Consider the following 19399-nt stretch of genomic DNA (forward strand, 5'->3'; position numbering starts at 1 on the left):
CGCTCGGCGCACACCGAGTACAGCACCATTCCGCTCGAAAATGGAGTGATAACAATATGATTAGGGCACAGACAGATTCACTCCAAATCAAATGGTATGAGTTCATAGCACTGCTAACGAAAGGTGGGGGTTCACGTGGCAGCCCAGACGACGACTCTTCCGCGCAGACTGCTGGCTCGGCGTTTGCTCGAGCTGCGCGACAACGCCGGACTCACCAGGGACAAGGCGGCCAAGCTGTCCGAGATGAGTTCACAAACGCTGTGGCGCTTGGAGAACGGTCAGGTCGCGATGGTCAAGAAGATGGTGATCCGAGCGCTGTGCGACGTGTACGACGCGAGTGACGACGACCGGCAGGCGCTGCTCTGGCTGGCGGAAGAGGCGCGCAAGACCGGGTGGTGGCAGTCCTACAGCGACGCGATGTTCGCGAACACAGACTTGTTCGTCGTGCTCGAACAGGCCGCCTGCCATGTCACGTCGTTCCAATTGACCTTGCTGCCAGGTTTGGTGCAGACAGCCGACTATCGACGTGCCGTTGCCAAAGCTTTCATCCCAGCATTGACCGATGACGTAATCGACCGACACATAGAGTTGCTCACCAAACGACAAGCACGCCTCCAGGAACCACCTGACCGATTCCGCTTGGACGTGAGACTGAGCGAGGCGACGTTGCGCCACCAGATCGGTGGCACTGCGGTCATGGCAGCCCAGTCCAGTCACTTGGCGGAACTGAGCGGCTTGCCGAACGTATCCATCCGAATCGTTCCACTGAGCGCCGGTTCCTACCTCGGACTGGAGGCAGGTTCCTTTGTGTTGCTGGAGTTCCCCGAACACCCGAACCCGTCGTTGACCGAGCCGCCCGTGATTTACGTCGAGGGCTACACTGGAGCCCTGTACCTGGACAAACCCGACGAGATCGAGCAGTACCAGACCGCGCGGTCAAGTGTCGAGAGTGCGGCACTGAGCGAGGACGAGTCCCGAGCGCTGCTGGTGGCAATTGCAGAGGAGTACGGAGCGTGAGTGCCGACCTATCGACGGCGAAGTGGTTCAAAAGCAGTCGGAGCGGCACTGGCAAAGACTGCGTCGAGGTCGCACATCTCACCGGGGGCATGGTCGGCGTCCGCGACTCCAAGAACTCCACCGGACCAGCGTTGATCTTCACACCCTCCGAGTGGGATGCCTTCACAGCAACCATCGCCGATGGCGGGTTCGATTTCTCTGGCTGAGCACGCGTTCCCACAGACGATGCCGTCGCGGCACTACCCACCGCCGACCCGGCCCCCGTTCGAAAGGTCCTCGAAGCCCTCGCCCAACACCTCCACTGCTGGCATGACCAGCGGCGAGTTCAACCGCCCGACTGCCTGACACCGGCAACGAGATCGCGAGACGGGCGCGTGGGACGCCGTCATCTGTGGCGTGCAGTACGGGCAGTTCCACCCGCCCGCCCGACCTCGGTTCTCGGCGTCGATGACGACGCTGGAAACACTGACGGAGTGCTTCGGCAGGTCAGCCGTCGATCCTCCAACGAGTCGCAGTCCTGCCATTCCTTGCGGGCTGAGCCTATCCCCTCGTCGAGATCAGTGCACATGTCGTTGCCGCGGGCCAGAGACCTACGCGGTCAATAGGTTTCAACCTTGACCATGCGGAAGTCGATACGTAGCCTGAGTCTGGAATCTACCTCGGATATACATCTGAGGGACAGGGGGAAGTATGTACTCGATGCGCTTCTATTCAAATGTGCAGTTGTGGAAATTTCTCGGGGCAGTTCTAATCTTATCCGTTGGATGGATTTTGGGCGTGGGAACGGGTGTTGCAAGCGCCGGTGTCGGCAGCTGCGAAGTCAACGTTCATAACGTGCACAATCGAAAGGTTCACCTGGCCTGATGGACGTCAAAGGAACGCTCATCTGCCAGGGTGATGTCGAACGCGCAGATGTGTTCATCTACTACGCCAAAGTGGACGGGGCGGAGTGGGTTCGTATCGAGAGCAGCATTGCCCAGAGAACGGTGTACTCGCCTACGGCTGGTAAAAAATATACCGTCATGTCGCAGAATGGAACTCCCTGCGTACCAGGGGAGTACATTGGAGTAGCAGAAGGGTATCTCACCGTGGACGGGAAGACAACTAAGAACTATCAGAATGGGTTTGGGCCACGATCGACGGTGACCTGCTGATTCGCCGACAAAGAAAGAGGTGGCTAGACTTCGTGGATGATTTCGATCATGTCATGTCGGACTTGCATTCGTGGCTGTCTACAGAGTATGGGACCGTCGTGCACATCTTATTCGATGGAGGTTCGGATATCGTTACAGCGATTCCCAGAGGTGGATCCGGGTTACCCATCATCTTGACCAAACAAGAGGAGGGGATTCGCGTTGATCTCGGACTCAATGTGTCGTTCCTGGCACCACGAGACGACCCGTTCGAGCTATCCGACATCCTAGTTATCGTGAAATCACTTATCGAGTCAGGGATTTCGATTTCGATTCCCATCAATCCGTTCGGGGAGCCGGTAATACGCTACACACTGGAATTCCAGAATGGCGTGCTGAGCTCAAAGGCCCCAGGACATGATTACGTAGAATTCACGATCGGAGGTTGGCCGGCGTTCGACGCTTCCCGATAAATTTAGCGCGGCCTGAGCCCACTCAGATCGCATCGAACTATTCACGTCAACGAATGTGGTGCGGTTTACAACCCGAACCAGGTGTGATCTACGGTGGAGGACTCAACCATTCCCGTGACACGCTTACTATTCCAACGCCAAACTTTCCCCGTGTAGATATTGTGACCATCTGCACGGATCCGGAGGACGACTGGGTGGGATGTTCGAATGGGCGTTGAACGACCGGCAGGTGTTGTCGCGCGAGTTCGACAAGCACGTGCCACGGAGGAGGCTCGGCGGACCGCCGACCCGCGATGGGCGATGCGACGTGCTCTGACCGACTTCTTTACTGCCTGCGGGTATCACACGGTATGGGAAGTGCCGGCATCGACGGTATTGGCTGCCGCCCGCGACGTGCCTGCTCTGCTCGATCATGCAGAACAGCTGCGCACCCACTCCGCCTACGAGGAACTGTGCATCCGCTGTGCACGCGAGTTCGTTGTCGACTACGCGGCAGAATCGGATACGGACAGCGACGCGTTGGAAGCTGTGACACGCCGGGTTGTCGCACAGGTGATGGAGAAGTTCGGGTTGAGGGCGGGGCAGCCGCACGCGGGCCTCGCCTTCGTCTGCGAGCACCAAGCGGCGACGGTGCTGGAACGCGTAGAGCGTCCCTACCTCGCGGCCGTCGGGATTCGAACGCTCCGCATTTACGAACCGGACGATCCCTTCGACATCTGCGAGCCGATGCACGCATGGTGCACTCAATGGGAGGATGAGCCCGACAACCGCACCGGCATAGAAGCCGCTATTACCACGGCGCTGTCCGAATTCCTGACACGACACGGAATACGTCACTCCTGACCAAATGCCGCATATTTCCTCGATATTCGTACGCCTGCCAGCGCGGCAGTGTGCGCGGGCCGTGCGAGAAATTGGCAGTGCAGACTGGTCGAACAGCGTTGTGCGGACTGCCTGCTCCTTCGGGCAGCCGCGTTATAGAAGTGGGACCGTGGATATCGCCCCTCTCGATCAGTGTTCGGTTCCGTGACCAAATGGCAGGATGAGATTGTGGACATGGACGAAGGGCTCCGAGGCGCCCGACTGCTGGCCGCTGATATTGAACGGTCCCTGGGGTTTTCGACGCAGATCAGCACCGAGTACACCGAGGACTGGCAGGAATTCGGGGAGCGAACCGGCCGCCGGGTACCCAAAGCTTGGGTGAGTATCGGAGTGCCGGATGCCGGCACCTCCGCAGCGCTCGACCCCACCCAATCGGGCAGCGGCACGGCCGAGGGATTCGCGATGGAGTTGGTACGAATCCTCCAGGATGACATCCAGATTCACATACGTGAGCCGTGGCCGAAGGACCCCGCCACCAGCGCCCGGGCGCTGGAACCGACCGAGCGCGGTTGGCGGAGCCGAACGGACCCCGAGTATCTCGTGCCATACGGAAGGCTGGGTCGCTGAACCGGCGAGCGCCCACCACATATCCCAGGCATGGGGCGCGCACCAAAGGCTCAGTCAGCCTGCGGCAATGCTGTGACGACACAGACGGGCTCCTCATGGTTCCGGTCAGGGGATGAAGACGCATCCACCCATGCCGAGGTAGCCGCGGATCGCGCAGAGCACATTGTTCACTGTTTTGCCCGAACCGGAGGACGAGCCACTGCTCAGGGGCTCGGCGATCGCGGTGGGCGCGGTGGCCGTGAGCGGCATCGACAAAGCGGCGGTGACCAGTATGGACTCACCCGACCCTCCCGGGCCGGAGCCGCGTGACAGTGAGCGCATCCGGGCTGCGGGTGGACCGGGGTTGAGCGCTTGTCTTTTCAGCCGCTCGTGATCAGGCGAGCGGTGGGTGGGTTGTGCGCCAGTGTTCGGCTATGTCGATCCGCCGGGTGATCCACACCTGGCCGTAGGACTGGATGTGGTCGAGAAGGCGTTCGAGGGCGGCGGTGCGGGCGGGGCGGCCGATGAGGCGGCAGTGCAGGCCTACCGACAGCATCTTGGGACTGCCTTCGGCTCCTTCGCGATAGAGGACGTCGAAGGCGTCGCGGACGTGGGCGAAGAACTGTTCGCCGGTGGGGAAACCGGCGGGTGACGCGAACCGCATGTCGTTGGTGTCCAGAGTGTAGGGCACCACCAGGTGGTCGCGGTCGTGTACGCGCACCCAATAGGGCAGGTCGTCGGCGTAGGAATCCGCGTCGTAGGCGAAGCCGCCGTGCTCGACCACCAGTTCCCTGGTGTTCGGCGAATCCCGGCCGGTGTACCAGCCCAACGGCGGCGCGCCGGTCAGCTCGGTGAGGATGCGCACCGCCTCGGCCATGTGCGCGCGTTCGGTGTCGCGATCGGTGAGCTGGTAGGACTTCCACCGCAGGCCATGGCAGGCGATCTCGTGGTCCAGTTCCCGGAAAGCGGCCACCGCCTCCGGGTTGCGTTGCAGAGCGCGGGCGACCGCGAAGATCGTCAGCGGCAGACCGCGACGCTCGAAGACGCGCAGCACCCGCCACAGCCCGGCGCGGGAGCCGTACTCGTAAAGCGATTCCATGCTCATATGACGGTTCGGAAACGCCTCGGCGGGCGTCATCTCCGAGAGGAAAGTCTCGGAGAAGCCGTCGCCGTCGAGCACGTTGTTCTCGCCGCCCTCTTCGTAGTTGAGCACGAACTGCACCGCGATCCGCGCCTCACCCGGCCACCGCGGGTCCGGCGGGTTGGGACCGTACCCGACGAAATCCCGTGCACCCTCGGCTGCTCCCGCCGAGTCCGCGCTGCTCACGATTGCGCCTCCCCCACACTTGTCTGCCCCACGACTGCGCCCGCTCCGCACTCGGCCGCCACCCCCAGATCTGCGCCCCTCACCACTGCGCCTCTCCCGCAGTCACTCGCCCACGACTGCGGCGGCCCGATCGACACCCGACCGGCCCCAGGTCTGGACTGCTCACGACGGCGCCTCCCCGGCACTCGGCTCCGGCAGATGCGGTGTGCTGTATCGACTTCCCCTCACCCCGCTCGCTCATCCGCCGAGCTCGCCGTACAGTCGCAACCGTGCCAACCCGCCGTCCGGGTAGATGTCCAGGCGCACTTCCTCCACGGACGCGGCCATCGGCGCGACCGGGAACCGGTGCCTGGTATCGGGTTGCAGGGCGGTGCGGGGCAGCAACTCCAGTTCGGTGCCGTCGTTGGTGCGGCCGGTGAGCCGGGCGGCCCCCGGACTGTTGCCGAGAAAGTAGGAGGTGTCCAGTTCGGCGAGCCGGATCAGTCCCGGTCCGGCCAAGCGGATACGCACCCAGTCGTTGTCCTCGTCCCGGCGCCGGGCGGTCTCCCAGCCCTCGCCCATGGATCGGGCCGGGCCGGGATAGAGCAACTGGTTGGGCGAGCTGTAGAAGCGGTTGGAGCAGTCCAGCACCAGCGCGCCGTTCTCCAGCGCGGCCAGGTCCAGCGGGCCCAGCCCGAGCAGCCGTGGATCGGGCCGCCCCTCGCCGTGCACCCGCAGCCTGGCTACGCCGCCGTCGGGGTGCATGGTGAGCCGCACGTGCGTCCAGCGCTGCTCGTTCTCGACGGCGAAGTAGTTGCGACTGTCGCCGGTCACCGGGGAGCGATCGACCAGTTCCACCCAATCAGCTCGCGCCGCAATGGCTTCACCGGGCGGGTGATCCTCGATTTCCAGCGCCGACACGGAGACTTCGGGCGGGTAGTTCCCCGTGAACCACGCCGTGTCCACGACGATCCCGCGGATCACGCCCGGAATGCCGAGCCGCACGATCGCGAAGTCCTCGCCGGACTGTCCTCGATGCCTGCGGGTTTCCCAGCCGTCGTAGATCTGCCCCTTGTGCCCGAAGGTGGATGGTTGATATCGAGCGGGCCCGGGGTTGATCAAATTCTCCTTTTCGGCGAAGAATTCGTCGTTCGCCCAGATCACCGAACCGCCGAGCGGCCGGACCGCCAGATCCGGCAGCAGCGTGAACGCCTCGTCCTCGGCCTGGTCGCGCATCGCGTCTCTCCCGGTTTTCGCGACCGTCCCGTCCGGATGGCCGGTCACTGCGTCTCCGCGGGCAACGGCGCGCGGGCCGCGAGTGCGCGCAGTACCGCGTCGTTCAATTCGGCGGCCCCCGCGTCCGGGCGCGCGCCGCACTCGATGCCGCGCAGCACGGTGACCGCCAGCGCTTCCGCTGTGGCGGGCTCGTCGACGACATCGCCGCCGCGCCGGGCCAGATAGTCCAGCAGCCGCGGCACCGCCACATCGATCGCCCGGCGGAAGAAGTCGTAGGTGGCCAGCCAGCGCGTGACCAGATGCCCCGGATGCATGTCCCAGCCCTGGTAGTACCCACGCCGCAACGCCCGGGTGACCAGCCGATGGTGGTTGCGCAACGAGGCCGCGGGATCTGCCTCCGGCACGATCTGGGTTGAGCCGTCACACACCCACACCCCGGTCTGCGCGGCCGCCACCTGCATGACCGCCTTGGCGTAATCGGCGGCCGGATGGTCGAGCGCTTGGTCCGGCGCGGCGACGCCACAGGCGGCCGTGTAGTCGTAGGTTCCGAAATGCAATGCGCTGCAACGGCCTTCGGCGACAGTGAGCATGGCGGCCACCGGTGCGGTGCCGTCCGCCGCGATGATCGCCTGCGGGCTCTCGATCTGCAATTCGAAGCGCAGGCTGCCTTCCGCGATGCCGTACGCGCGCTCCAGCCCCACGCACAGCTGCACCAGAGCGGTGACCTGCTGCACAGCACGAATCTTCGGCACCGTGAAGACGAATCCCTCGGGCACCGCGCCCGCGCTCTCCAACACCAGGTCGAGGGTGCGCAGCGCGCGTCGACGCTCGCCGCCGGCCAAACCCTTCATTCGGATGCCGCTGCCCGCCGGGCCGTCGGAGCGCCGGGCCCAGGCCGCGAGCACGGCGCCCGCCGTGGCGGCCGCGCGGTCCTCCTCCGCGTCGGCGCGCAGACCGTAACCGTCCTCGAAGTCGATGCGCAGGTCCTGGACCGGGTCTGCTTCCAGCCGCTTGCGCACGTCGAGCAGCGAGCCGGTCCCGTCGAGCGTGGCCAGCAGGTCGTGCTGGCGGTCGAGCAGTTCTACCGCGGTCGCGCCCCATTCCCTCGGCGTCTGCTCGGTGACCCGGTCGGCGGGGACGTACACGGTGTGGATGGGTTGGGACCGCCCATTCGATCCGGGATACCTGCGGCGCAGGTCGGCGTCGACCGAATCGAGCATCGCCTCGATCCGTGCGCGAACGTTCTCCGGCACCTTCATCGTGACCCCTTCTCCCGCAGCGCGGCCCAGACCCGGTCCGCGGTCATCGGCAAGCTTTCCAGCCGCACGCCCACCGCGTCGCGGATCGCGTTGGCCAATGCGGGGGCGACCGGGTTGTACGGCGATTCGCTCATCGATTTCGCGCCCAATGGACCGAGCGCGTCGGCTGTCTCGGCGAAATACACCTCCGTGCGCGGCACGTCGGCGAATTGTGGCACGTGATAGTGCCGCAGGGTTCGCGCGCCGACCACCCCGTGCGCACTGCGCATGTCCTCGTAGAGCGCTGTGCCGATGGCCTGTGCAGCACCGCCTTCCACCTGCCCGCGGCACTGCACCGGGTTGAGCACGGTGCCCGCGTCGGCGGCCTGGATCGACTGGAGGATGCGCACCACCCCGGTGTCGGGGTGCACGGCCACGCGGAAGGCGTGCACGTTGAAGCTGACCGACCTGGGACTGCCCCCGTGCTCGGCGTGCGCGGTGAGTTCGCCGCCGGACAGCAGTTCGGCCGCGGTGAGCAGCCGGTCACCGCAGTACACGCCGCCGGAAGCCGGTACGCAGTCCCGCTCCGGAACGCCCGCCAGCTCGGCCGCCCGGGCCGACAGCAGCCCGCGCAACGCGCATGCCGCCGCGTACACGGCCTTGCCCGCGACCACGATGCCGGTGGACCCGAAAGCGCCGGTGTCGTGGTCCACCAGATCGGTGTCGGCATGCCGGACCACCACGTGGGCGACATCGGTGTCCAACGCGGCGGCCGCGAGCTGCGCGTGCACCGTCGTCGTGCCGTTGCCGAATTCGGCCGTACCCACCCGGATCTCGTAACGGCCGTCGGGCAACAGCGACGCCGACGCCGAGGACCGGTGCCCGCGCGGCGGGATGGTCGCGATCATCGCGGCGGCCATGCCGGTGCCGATCCGCCACCGCGGGCCGGGCGCAGGCACGTCGTTGCCGCGCAGCAGAGCCCGCTCGGCGAGATCGAGACACTGGTCCAAGCCGTAGCTGCCGAAGATCAGGTCGCCTTCGTTCACCGCCGCGCCGACGAACCGGTCGCCGGGCGCCACGACATTGCGGCGGCGCAGTTCGAACGGGTCGATGCCGATCGCGTGCGCGAGTTCGTCCAAGGCCGATTCGACGGCGAAGATCACCTGCCCGAGGCCGTAACCTCGGAACGCGCCGGAGGGAACGTTGTTGGTGTAGACCGCCTGCGCGTCGACTTTCTTGTTGGCACAGCGGTACAGCTCGACGGACTCGCCGACGCCGTGGTACATCACCCCGCCGCTGTGATTGCCGTAGGCGCCGGTGTCGGCGAGCACGTCGACGGCCAAAGCGGTGAGCACGCCGTGGGCGTCGGCTCCGGCCGTCACCGCGACCCGCATCGGATGCCGGCACGTCGCGGAGGTGAACTCGTCGGAGCGGGTGAACTCGTACTGCACCGGCCGACCGGTGCGCAGCACGGCCAGCGCGATCAGGTCCTCGGCGAGCATCTCCTGCTTCGCGCCGAAGCCGCCGCCGACCCTGGCCGCGAACACCCGCACCCGCGCCGAGGACAGTCCGAACAGTCGGCACAGTTCGTCGCGCACCAGGAACGGCACCTGGGTGCTGCACCGGATGACCAGTCGCCCGGCGTCGTCCAGCCATCCGACTCCGCCGTGCGTCTCCAGGTGCACGTGCTGTCCGCGCGGGGAGAACCACTCGCCGCGCACCACCTGGGCGGCGGCGGCCAGACCGGCCGCGACGTCGCCCACCTCGCCGTGCAGTTCGGCGACCAGGTTGCGACCTGGATCGGTGATCCGGGCCGAGGCCGGTTTGTCGCCGTGCAGTTTCGGCGCGTCGGCGCGCAGCGCGTCCCGCGGATCGAACACCGCGGGCAGGGGTTCGTAGTCGACGACCAGCAGACGGCATGCCTCGCGCGCGATCGCGACGCTGTCGGCCACCACCGCCGCCACCCGCTGACCGACGAATCGGACGGTCCGATCGAGCACGTAGGTGTCGTCCGGGTCGTCGGTGCGCAGTTCGTGCCGCGCGGTGGAGAACGGGATGTCCGGAGCGTCGGCATAGGTGAGTACCGCGTGCACGCCGGGCAGCGCCTCGGCGGCGGCGGTACCGATCGAGCGGATTCGCGCATGCGGGTGCGGACTGGTCAGCACCGCGATGTGCAGCGGGGCGGTCGGCGGCGCGGCGGCGGCACCCGGGCGCGGCCCGTCTTCCGTGACCGGCGGCAGGTCCAGGGTGAACGGCTCGCTGCCGCAGACGATGCGCGGCCCGGCCGGAGCGCCGACACCCGCGCCCGCCGCGGTCGTCTCGGTTCGATCGGGGGCGACGGCGGCAGGGTCGTCCGGGGTGAGCGGCTCCCCCAGCGCAGCGCGGATGGCGCGGTATCCCGTGCAGCGGCACAGGTTTCCCTTCATGAGCTCGGCGAGTTCGTCGCCGGACATGCCGGTCTGCTCACCGGCGGCGCACCCCAGCCCGGCGGCCGTGACCACCATGCCGGCGGTGCAGAATCCGCATTGGAAGGCGGCCTTGTCGACGAAGCGGCGCTGTACCGGGTGCGGGTGCTCGGGCGTCCCCAAGCCGGCCGCGGTGGTGACGGAACGTCCGGCGGCGCGGTAGGCGGGGAATACGCAGGAGTGCACCGTCATGCCGTCCACCAGCACCGAGCAGGCCCCGCAATCGCCCGTGTCGCAGCCTTTCTTCACCGCCGAGACGCCGCTGTCGCGCAGCACGGTACGCAGGCACTGCCCCGGCCGGGCCTCGATCTCGACGGATCTGCCGTCCACCTCGAAGCGCATCACGGCCTCCGCAGTTCCCCGGCGACCTCGCCGGCGAGGACCCCCGTGACGTGCTCGCGCCACTGCGGCGACCCGTGCGGGTCGTCGAACCAGAGCGCGGGATCGATCGTGGCCAGAGCCTCGCGCAGCGCGCCGTCGCTCGGCGGCTCGGCGAAGTCCAGCACGACGGGCGCGGTGGTGGCGGCCGTGACGGTGACCGCACTGCGGCCGTCCCGTTCCCGCCGACCCATCACCACGGCGCCGGAGCGCCCCAGCGGCGCGAGCGCGATCTTCCGGAAGCTGGTGTGTGCCAGCAAGCTCGATCGGGGCAGGCGAATCGAGCGCAGCACCTCGCCGGGCCGCAGCGCCGTGCGCCCCGGGCCGACGACGAACTCGCGCAACGGGATACTGCGATCGCCCCCGTCCGCTTCCCACACGACCGCGGTCCCGTCGAGCGCCACCAGCGCGCCCAGCACCGCGCCCGCGGGCAGCGCGAGGCAGACGTTTCCGCCGACCGTGGCGGTGCGCCAGATCTTGTGCGAGGCCAGCAGCGCCCGGCAGGACCGGGCGAACAGCGCCGTCCCCGGCCACAGCTCGCGCAACATCGGCAGCCCCAGCTCACGTCCCGGCCCGGCCCCCGCGAACTCGGCCAGCGTGCAGGTCGCGGCTATCTCCAGTCCGTCGTCCACGATTTCGAACGCGGGCCATCCCAGGCCGGTGATGTCGACCAGACGCACCAGCTGATCATGCGGCTCGGAGAACAGGAAGGTCCCTCCGGCGAGCACCGCGGTCGACGCGTCGAGCACCGACAGGTCGGCGCGCTCGCGCGCGACCACCACCTCGCGAATCGTGTCCAGGTCCACGTCTCACCTCGCTCCCGCCTCTCCGTCACGGTAGAGCCAGTCGGTTGCCGCCGTATTGCGCGCGACGCATGTCGGATTGCGCGGCCGTTACCTCGCCGGACGACCGCCCGGGGCCTCGGATCCGTCCGCGGCCGAGCGCCGCGCGGGCGTGCCGTCCCCATCACCACAACGCTCGCCCGCTCCGATGGGCCGTCCGAGCCGACACTGCCCCAGTATTGCTCGTCCCGCCTGATCAGGCACGACACCTCGCCCACATCAGCGAGTGCGATCTTCGGCCACGCGGCCGACGCGCTCGATCGCGCGACTCGGTGCGGGTATCCGCGGCGCCGCTCAACCCGCCTTCGCGAGCAACGCCGCCTGCGCTCGCGCCACCTCCCGGGCGACCACGTCCGTGTCGATCGTCCGGATCTCGCCGTCGCGCACCACTTCGCGCCCGTTGACCAGCAGCGCGGCCAGTGGTGGGGCCGAGCCGAGCACCAGGGCGGTCACTGGATCCTCGATCCCCGCGTGCGCGGCCGTATCGAGCCGCCACAGCGCCAGATCCGCCAGCTTGCCCGCCTCGATCGACCCGATCTCGGCGGCCCGGCCCAGTACGCGCGCGCCGCCCATGGTGGCCAGTTCCAGCGCGGTGCGGACGGTCATCGCTCGCGGCCCGCCCCGGTTGCGCGCCCACAGCAGCGCATGGCGCGGCTCCTCGATCATGGAACCGGCCTCGTTGCTCGCCGCTCCGTCGACGCCGAGGCCCACCGGAACGCCCGCGCGCACCAGATCGGCGGTGCGAGCCACGCCCGCGCCCAGCCGCGCGTTCGAGGTGGGGCAATGCGCCACGCCGGTACCGGTGCGCGCCAGCGCGTCGATCGCGTCGTCGTCCAGGTGCACGGCGTGCGCGTACCAGACGTCGGGGCCGAACCAGCCGAGCCGTTCCAGATACCGCGCGGGCGTGCAGCCGAATGTCGCCGCGCAGTATTCCTGCTCGTCGACGGTCTCGGCGAGGTGGGTGTGCAGCCGGACCCCGGTGGCGCGTGCCAGCGCCGCCGACTCGCGCAGCAGTTCGGGCGTGACCGAGAACGGCGAGCACGGCGCCAGCGCGATCCGCACCATGGCGTCGGACGACGGATCGTGCCAGCGCGCGACGGCCTGCGCGCTCGCGGCGAGGATGTCGTCCAGGCGCTCCACCAGGTGATCGGGCGGCAACCCGCCCGCGCTCACCCCCAGGTCCATCGAGCCGCGACAGGGGTGGAAACGCAGGCCGACCTGCGCCGCCGCGGTGATCTCGGCCGCGAGCGGGTCTCCGCCGTCGCGCGGGAACACGTAGTGGTGATCGGTGGTGGTGGTGCACCCGGTGCGCGCGAGTGCGGCGAGCGCACCCGTGGCCGCCACGCGCACCGCGTCCTCATCGATGCCCGCCCACACCGGGTAGAGCGTGTTGAGCCATTCGAACAGCGTGTGGTCGGTGGCCAGGCCCCTGGTGAGCCATTGGTAGAGGTGCTGATGGGTGTTTACCAGGCCGGGCGTCAGCAGGCAGCCGCGCCCGTCGACGCGCCGCGCGTCCGAACCGAGGTCCGGCGCGTCACCCGCACCCACCGCCTCGATCCGGTTGCCTCGCACGACGACGTGACCGCGGGCGTACTCGGTCCCGTGCGCGTCGACGGTCGCGACGGCACAGTCCGCGATGACGGTCACCTGGTCCACGCGGGACCCGCTTCCGGCGCGTCGGCACGCGCCACGGTGGCGTGGATCAGCCCATAGGGCCGGTCGTCGGCGTGGTAGACCTCGCCGCGGTTCTCGATGCCGAAACGGGCCAGGTCGTAGTCGAAGTGATGCTTGTTCGGCGCCGTGAGGCGGATCTCGGCCAGCACCGGGTGGGCCGCCAGCGCGGCCTTGCCCATCTCGAACAGCGTCTGTTGCAGGGCCTTGGAGTGCAGCGTCGCGAAGGTCTCCACCAGCCGGGCCCGCACTCCGGTGTAGACCTCGTCCCAGTCGACGCCCGCGCTGCCCGCGAAGCGCCACTGCGCGACCAGCGAGGTGGCCAGCATGCGATCGCGGGTCGGCGCGAGCACGGTGAAGTCGTCGGACAAGAAGTCCGCGAACTCCGATCCGGTCGACTTCAAAATGGTGAGGTCCTTCACCCCGCCGAGCACCCAGGCCCGCCGATCCGCGCCGCTACCGGCCACGGTGACCGCGGCGGTGCGCACCTCGGTCCCACGGCGCACCCAGGTGTGGTCGTGCTCGACACCGCCGACCGACACCCGTTCCCAGGCGTACTCGTCGACCTCCACGCGCGCGCTGCGCACCGGTTCGATCTCGGCGACGAAATGATCGGCCAGCGCGAGCGCGTAGTCCTCGATGGTCCGCAGCCCGGCCTGCTTCGCGAACGCGTAGGCGGTCTGCTTCTGCGAGTCGGTGGGCAGGACCTTCGTCTGGTCGCCCGCGACGTACGCGTCGGCGAAATCGCCGCGCAGCACCGTGGACACGTTCACGTCGCGAATCTCGTGCCGTGCGCCCTCCCGGTAGATCCGGACGATCCGGTTCTCCGCCTTGCCGTAGCGGTGGTCGGTCAGCACGATCGGCCCGGTCAGTTCCATGCTCGGCTCAGCTCCCTCGATAGGTGGAAAAAGCGAAGGGCGACAACAGCAACGGCACGTGGTAGTGCCGATCCTCGGTGACGGCGAACGCGATGGCCACCTCGGGATAGAAGGTCTCGACCTCCCGGGCCGCGAAGTAGGCGCCGGTGTCGAACACCAGGCGATAGGTTCCGGGTTCGAGCGCGTCACCCAGCGCCCTGACCCGTCCGTCGGCATCCGTTTCGCCCGCGTCGAGTCGCCGCTCCTGCCGATACAACGTCACGGTGACGCCCGCGGCGGGCGCGCCGCACACCGCGTCCAGCACATGGGTGCTCAGCGTGCTCATGACTGCACCTCGCTGACGCTCGGCTCCGTCATGACCACGAACGTGGCTGCGCTGATCGTTCGCTCGCCGCGCTCACTCATGACCGCTCCTCCAGCAGCGCGCGCAGTCGGATGCGGTTGATCTTCGCCAATTCTGTTCGCACGACTTCCCTTTCGGTCTCGGGATCATTGCGCAGCCGGGAGTCGAGGAGCGCGAGCAACTCCTCGGCCGACTTTCCGCTCGCGCACACCAGGTAGATGTGCCCGAATCTCTCCTCGTAGGCGTGGTTGCCCACGGCGAGCGCCGCGCGGACCGCGTCCGCCGCTCCCCTCACCCCGGCCTGCTCACGGGCCGAAGCGGCGGAACGCGGCCGCTCCCCGATCCTGGGATGCCCCGCCAGCGCCAGCTCGAGTTCGGCCTCCGGCAGCCGCGCCGACGCCGTGTCCGACGCGTCGAGCAGCGCCTCCACACTGCGGTAGGGACGGCCGTCGACCAGCGCCCGCGCGAAGCCCGGCGACGAGCAGCAGCCGAGCACCGCGCGGTAGGCCGCGTCGTCGGACAGCGCGTCGAATGCCGCGATACCCGGTCGCTGATCCGTCATCGGACCAGCATCGAATACGACCCGGCGAGCCGCCACCGCAACGGGACGGACCGCCTTCGGCGTGTCGCGCCCGCAGGTTCGTAGAACCGCGCCTGAACACCGGGTTTCCGTCCTGCGGCGCAGACCGCCCGGTATTACCTTCTTAGCTATGGCTGACCCTGATCGCCCGGTCGTCGCACCGTGCGCGGGCATCGTGCTCGCCGCAGGCGCCGGGACCCGCTACGGACGACCCAAAGTGCTCGCGGAGGGCGGCGCTTGGCTGCGCGCGACGGTCGCCGCACTGCGCGACGGGGGCTGTGACCCGGTCATCGTGGTGCTCGGCGCGACCGGGCCGCAGCCGGGGATCGTCGACCTGCCGCCGGACGTGCGGCACGTGTGGGCCGCCGACTGGGCCACCGGGATGAGCGCCGCACTACGGGCGGGGCTGATCGCCGCGGCGAGCACTCCCGCTCGCTATGCCGCGATCATGCCGGTGGACACCCCCGACGTCGGCGCGGACGTGGTCGCCCGGGTACTCGCCGCCGCGCTCGCGGCCCGCAGCGGTCTGGCCCGCGCTGTGTTCCACGACACACCAGGGCACCCTGTTGTTATAGCCCACAACCACTGGAATGCGGTTTGTGGGTCGGCCGCAGGAGATTCCGGAGCCCGCACCTATTTGACCGGCAGAAACGATATGGTGTGCGTCACGTGCGACGATTTGGCGACGGGCGTCGATCGTGACTTCCCGGCCACGACCGCACGGTGATCGGAGCTAGCTGATGCGGGACATCGTCGACGACCTGTTGCGGGTGTGGCACTCGGGCCGGACCGGCGGACTCGGCACCATCGTGCGCACCGTGGGGGCGGCCCCCTTGCCGGTGGGCTCGGCGATGCTGGTCGACCCGGACGGGGGCGTGCACGGCTCGGTGGCCGCGGGCGGGCTGGAGGACATCGCGTACGAGGCGGTGCTCCAGGCCGCGCGTACCGGCCGCCGCGCGATGCACCGCTTCGGCGTGGCCGCCGCCCTGGATTCCAGCGCGAACGGCGAGGGGATGGTGGACGTCTTCACCGAACCGTTCTCTCGAAGACACTTCCCGGAGTTCCCGGATGTCGCCGCGGAGATCGCGGCGCACCGCAGGGTCACCGTCTTCACGGTGGTGTGGAACTCCGATGCCGACCTGATCGGCCAGCACCTGATCACCGACAAGAGACACGCCACCGAATTGGTCGCGTTACCGGATTCGGACGTCTTCGTCTCCTCCTTCGCCCCGCCGCCGCGACTGATCATCTTCGGCGCCAATTCCTTCGCCGCCGCACTCACCGTGCAGGCCGAGTTGCTCGGCTACCGGGTGACGATCTGCGACTCGCGCCCCAATTTCGCTACGCCGGAATCATTTCCCGGCGCGGAGGTCGTGGTCGACTGGCCGCACCGCTACCTCAACACGCTCTCCGCGGCCGGTGAGATCGACCGCAGCACCGCGATAGTCGTGCTGTCGCCCGATCCCACCTTCGAGATCCCGCTGCTCACCGTGGCGCTGCGACTACCCGAGCTCGGCTATCTCGGCGCCATGGGCTCGCGCCAGGTGCACATCCGGCGCATGGAGGACCTGCAGGCAGGCGGTTTCAGCGCGGAGACGCTCGCGCGACTGCATTCGCCCGCGGGCTTGGACATCGGCGCGCGCACCGCGCCCGAGATGGCGGTCGCGATCGCGGCCGAACTGCTCGCCGTCCGCGCCGCGCAACCGGCGCGAGCGGCCGACCCGTACAGCGGTGAATTTCCCATCACGCCGAAAACCGCTGTGGGAATGAGCATCTAGTCACTTCAGGCCGGGATTCTCGGCATACACCTCGCGTAGCACGGACAGGTCGAACAGCTGCGCGGCCTTGATCTCGATCTTCGCGGTGCGCAGCGCGGCGATGTTCTGCTCGACCAGCGCGTCGGTCATGGAGAGCAGGCCATGGGCGGCTGTGTCCGCTGAAACCACCAGATCGTTCTGCGCGATCGCCTCTTTCGTCTGCTCGGCGAGATCGAGTTTCTGGTCCTTGCCGTACACCTCGACCGCGAGCCGGGCCGATTCGGCCGGGTCCGCCACCGCGTCCTTCCAGCCCCTGATCTCGGCGGCCAGGAACGCCTTCAGCTTGTCGCGCTCGTTGTCGATGGTGGACTGCGCGACGGTGAGCGTCTCGGCGACCAGCGGCAGACCGAAATCGGCGAAGAGGAAGTGCGTATTCGCGAATCCCTTGGCCGACAGCGTGATCGGCTCGTTGGTCACATAGCTCACCCACCCGTCGACCTCGCCGTTGGCCAGCGGGGTCGGGTCGAACTGCGCGGGCACGACGGTGACGTCCCCCGGCTTCATCCCGTTGGCGGTGAGCAGCGCGTTGAAGATCAACTGGTTGGTATCCTGCACACCGATTTTGCGGCCCTTCATGTCCGCGGGCGCCATGATCGGTCGCGCGGCCGAGGAGACGATCGCGAACGGATTCTTCTGATAGGTGGTGGCGACGATCTTGGCCGGAAGCCCCTCCAGGATCGCGGGTGCGGTGGTTTGCGGCGCGGACAACCCCAGCCACACCTTCCCGGTGTCCAAACCGGCCTCCGCCGACGTGCTGGCCGCGCCGCCCGCGATCAGGTCGACCGAGCCGAAACCGGCCTCGCGGAAATAGCCGCGCGCGTCGGCGAAGTATTCGCCCGCGAATTCGATGTTCTTCAGCCAGGACAGCTGCACCGCGACGCTGCCGTATTTCGAGCCGTCCGACCTGGTGCCGCCCGAAGCGTCGCCGGAGTTTCCGCCGCAGGCGGCCAGCGCTCCCGCGCCGCCCAGCGCGGCGCCGGCGAGCGCGGAGTAACGGAGAAACGAGCGTCGGTTCAGGTGCCCGAACGTGGAGCGTTGCACGGGTGTCATGGGCCGAATCTAGGTGTAGCGCGTTTCATTTTCTTTACTTTGGCGTTCCGAGCGCGGATTCCCCGCCGATTCCGCTGGGGCGACAGGTCGATCACAGTCGTCCGGCTTCCGGTCCGAACCGGGCGAGCACCAGGTTCTCGATGACGCCGACGATCGCGTAGAGCGCCACGGACACCAGCGTGACGAGCACGATCGAGGCCCACAGCTTGCTGTACTGGAACGTGGGAACGGCCCGGATCAGGCTGGCTCCCAGGCCCGTGCCGCTGCCCAGCCACTCGCCGAGCAACGCGCCGATCAGCGCGCCCGGCACCGAGATCCGCGCGGCGGCGAACACCGAGGGCAGCGCCGCGGGCACGGCCACCATGCGCAAGCCGGTCCACCTCGACCCGCCGTAGGCGGCCACCAGCTCCAGCGCCTGGCGCGGCGCGTCGCGCAGACCCGCCATGATCATGACCAGGGCGGGGAAGAACACCACGATCGCGGCGAGCACCGCTACCCCGGCCAGGCCGCGGCCGAACACCAGCACGATGATCGGCGTGAGCGCGACCAGCGGCACCGAGCGCAGCAGCATCGCCACGGGAAGGAAGGTCTGCTCGACCGCGGCGAACGACACGAACAGGGCCGCGACCACCAGCGCCGCCAGCATCCCCGCACCGAACCCGATGGCCGCGTCGCGCAGCGTGATCCACAGGTCGTCCAGGATCGCCTGCCGCGCGGCGGCGGCGTTGGGCGCGGTCACCAGATAGGTCCAGATATCGCCCGGTGTCTTGCCGACCCGCGGGCCGACCTGCGGAAATGCCTCGAGGAAGACGTACCAGATCGCCAGCATCAACAGCAGCGAGGTGGCCAGCGGGAACAGGAAGATCCCGATTCGTCGCAGGAGTCTCACCGGGCGTCCTCCTCGAGCCTGGTCGGCCGGACATGCTTCGCGCGGGAGCTTTTCATCGCCCCTCCCGGGCGGTCCACGGGGCCGCCAACCGCGCGGCCCCCGCCACCAGTGCGTATCCGAGCCCGGCCAACGCGGCGGCGGCCAATGCCATGCCCCAGGTGCGCGGCACGTTGTAGGAGGTCTGCGCGGCGGTCAGCGCGACCCCGATGCCGCTGTCCACGCCGCCGAGGTACTCGCCGATGATCGCGCCGAGCACGGCCGAGGGCGCGGCGATCTTCAAGGCGGCGAAGGTGCTCGGCAGCGCCGAGATCGCCTGCACCCGGTACAGCTGCTGCCAGCGTCCGCCACCGTAGGCGCGCACCAGGTCCAAGCTGGCCCGGTCGGCCGAGCGCAATCCGGCGACGGTGCCGACCATGGTGGTGAAGAAGCAGTACATGGCCGCCAAGAACACCGTCGGCGTGCGTCCGCCGAAGACCACCAGGATGATCGGGCCCAGCGCGAGCAGCGGCGTGCAATAGCTCAGGATCGCCAGCTGCGTGGCCAGCGACTCGATCGGCGGCACCAGCATGATCAGCACTGCCAGCGCGATGGCGAGACCGTTGCCCCAGACGAACCCCTTCAGCGCGCCGAGCGCGGTGATCCGGAAATTGGGGCC

The 19399-nt window shown here is 68.1% G+C and carries 20 protein-coding genes; 7 read left to right on the top strand and 13 right to left on the bottom strand.

What is annotated here, in order from left to right; genetic code table 11:
* The first annotated feature begins 135 nt into the window (after positions 1 to 135).
* The 5 genes from ON27_RS26230 (at position 136) to ON27_RS26250 (ending at position 4072) form a co-directional block, all read left to right on the top strand.
* The gene (locus ON27_RS26230; RefSeq protein WP_043733447.1) at positions 136 to 1017 is read left to right on the top strand and encodes a helix-turn-helix domain-containing protein; all 882 of its coding nucleotides are present in this window, start codon (positions 136 to 138) and stop codon (positions 1015 to 1017) included.
* The gene (locus ON27_RS26235) at positions 1014 to 1223 is read left to right on the top strand and encodes a DUF397 domain-containing protein (RefSeq protein ID WP_043733450.1); all 210 of its coding nucleotides are present in this window, start codon (positions 1014 to 1016) and stop codon (positions 1221 to 1223) included. Before ON27_RS26230 ends, ON27_RS26235 begins: the two co-directional genes overlap by 4 nt.
* Positions 1224 to 1880: 657 nt before the next feature.
* Positions 1881 to 2171: a hypothetical protein gene (locus tag ON27_RS43155; RefSeq protein ID WP_157227348.1), complete on the top strand. Its 291-nt coding sequence runs from the start codon at positions 1881 to 1883 to the stop codon at positions 2169 to 2171.
* Positions 2172 to 2923: 752 nt separating this feature from the next.
* Positions 2924 to 3466: a hypothetical protein gene (locus tag ON27_RS26245; protein WP_157227349.1), complete on the top strand. Its 543-nt coding sequence runs from the start codon at positions 2924 to 2926 to the stop codon at positions 3464 to 3466.
* Between the two features lie 183 nt (positions 3467 to 3649).
* Positions 3650 to 4072, top strand: coding sequence for a hypothetical protein (locus ON27_RS26250; RefSeq protein ID WP_157227350.1), 423 nt, complete (start codon positions 3650 to 3652; stop codon positions 4070 to 4072).
* 105 nt (positions 4073 to 4177) lie between these two features.
* On the opposite strand, the gene ON27_RS43160 is transcribed toward ON27_RS26250, so the two are convergent.
* From ON27_RS43160 to uraD, 10 genes are all read right to left on the bottom strand, one after another.
* Positions 4178 to 4321 carry a hypothetical protein gene (locus ON27_RS43160; protein ID WP_157227351.1) on the bottom strand — a complete coding sequence of 48 codons (144 nt, stop codon included), beginning with the start codon at positions 4319 to 4321 and terminating at the stop codon, positions 4178 to 4180.
* 124 nt (positions 4322 to 4445) lie between these two features.
* A complete protein-coding gene (gene puuE, locus ON27_RS26255; RefSeq protein ID WP_051047010.1) occupies positions 4446 to 5378 on the bottom strand; it encodes an allantoinase PuuE in 933 nt (310 codons plus the stop codon).
* 237 nt (positions 5379 to 5615) lie between these two features.
* On the bottom strand, positions 5616 to 6593 hold the full coding sequence (gene alc / locus ON27_RS26260; protein WP_043733462.1) for an allantoicase: 978 nt from the start codon (positions 6591 to 6593) through the stop codon (positions 5616 to 5618).
* A 44-nt stretch (positions 6594 to 6637) separates the two neighbouring features.
* Positions 6638 to 7852 carry a DUF6986 family protein gene (locus ON27_RS26265; protein ID WP_043733466.1) on the bottom strand — a complete coding sequence of 405 codons (1215 nt, stop codon included), beginning with the start codon at positions 7850 to 7852 and terminating at the stop codon, positions 6638 to 6640.
* Positions 7849 to 10638 carry a molybdopterin-dependent oxidoreductase gene (locus ON27_RS26270; RefSeq protein WP_043733468.1) on the bottom strand — a complete coding sequence of 930 codons (2790 nt, stop codon included), beginning with the start codon at positions 10636 to 10638 and terminating at the stop codon, positions 7849 to 7851. The genes ON27_RS26265 and ON27_RS26270 overlap by 4 nt, the downstream gene beginning before the upstream one ends.
* Positions 10638 to 11480, bottom strand: coding sequence for an FAD binding domain-containing protein (locus ON27_RS26275; RefSeq protein WP_043733471.1), 843 nt, complete (start codon positions 11478 to 11480; stop codon positions 10638 to 10640). Before ON27_RS26275 ends, ON27_RS26270 begins: the two co-directional genes overlap by 1 nt.
* A 330-nt stretch (positions 11481 to 11810) precedes the next feature.
* Entirely contained in the window at positions 11811 to 13172 is a 1362-nt protein-coding gene (locus ON27_RS26280) for an 8-oxoguanine deaminase (protein WP_043733473.1), read from the bottom strand.
* A complete protein-coding gene (pucL, locus tag ON27_RS26285; protein WP_043733476.1) occupies positions 13160 to 14065 on the bottom strand; it encodes a factor-independent urate hydroxylase in 906 nt (301 codons plus the stop codon). Before pucL ends, ON27_RS26280 begins: the two co-directional genes overlap by 13 nt.
* A 7-nt stretch (positions 14066 to 14072) precedes the next feature.
* Positions 14073 to 14390, bottom strand: coding sequence for a hydroxyisourate hydrolase (uraH, locus tag ON27_RS26290; protein WP_043733479.1), 318 nt, complete (start codon positions 14388 to 14390; stop codon positions 14073 to 14075).
* A 76-nt stretch (positions 14391 to 14466) separates the two neighbouring features.
* Positions 14467 to 14970 carry a 2-oxo-4-hydroxy-4-carboxy-5-ureidoimidazoline decarboxylase gene (uraD, locus tag ON27_RS26295; protein ID WP_043733482.1) on the bottom strand — a complete coding sequence of 168 codons (504 nt, stop codon included), beginning with the start codon at positions 14968 to 14970 and terminating at the stop codon, positions 14467 to 14469.
* Positions 14971 to 15118: 148 nt separating this feature from the next.
* On the opposite strand from uraD, the gene ON27_RS26300 reads away from it, so the two are divergent.
* Both ON27_RS26300 and ON27_RS26305 read left to right on the top strand, forming a co-directional pair.
* The gene (locus ON27_RS26300; protein ID WP_043733485.1) at positions 15119 to 15715 is read left to right on the top strand and encodes a nucleotidyltransferase family protein; all 597 of its coding nucleotides are present in this window, start codon (positions 15119 to 15121) and stop codon (positions 15713 to 15715) included.
* Between the two features lie 13 nt (positions 15716 to 15728).
* Entirely contained in the window at positions 15729 to 16766 is a 1038-nt protein-coding gene (locus ON27_RS26305) for an XdhC family protein (protein WP_043733487.1), read from the top strand.
* Here the strand turns inward: ON27_RS26305 and ON27_RS26310 are convergent, their stop codons facing one another.
* The 3 genes from ON27_RS26310 to ON27_RS26320 form a co-directional block, all read right to left on the bottom strand.
* Positions 16767 to 17855 carry an ABC transporter substrate-binding protein gene (locus ON27_RS26310; RefSeq protein WP_043733490.1) on the bottom strand — a complete coding sequence of 363 codons (1089 nt, stop codon included), beginning with the start codon at positions 17853 to 17855 and terminating at the stop codon, positions 16767 to 16769.
* A 91-nt stretch (positions 17856 to 17946) separates the two neighbouring features.
* Complete coding sequence (locus ON27_RS26315; RefSeq protein ID WP_083887822.1) at positions 17947 to 18684, bottom strand: ABC transporter permease; 738 nt, start codon at positions 18682 to 18684, stop codon at positions 17947 to 17949.
* A 112-nt stretch (positions 18685 to 18796) separates the two neighbouring features.
* On the bottom strand, positions 18797 to 19399 hold a 603-nt coding region (locus tag ON27_RS26320), incomplete at its 5' end, for an ABC transporter permease (RefSeq protein WP_043733496.1).

The sequence above is a fragment of the Nocardia asiatica NBRC 100129 genome (assembly GCF_000308415.1).
Classification (GTDB): domain Bacteria; phylum Actinomycetota; class Actinomycetes; order Mycobacteriales; family Mycobacteriaceae; genus Nocardia; species Nocardia asiatica.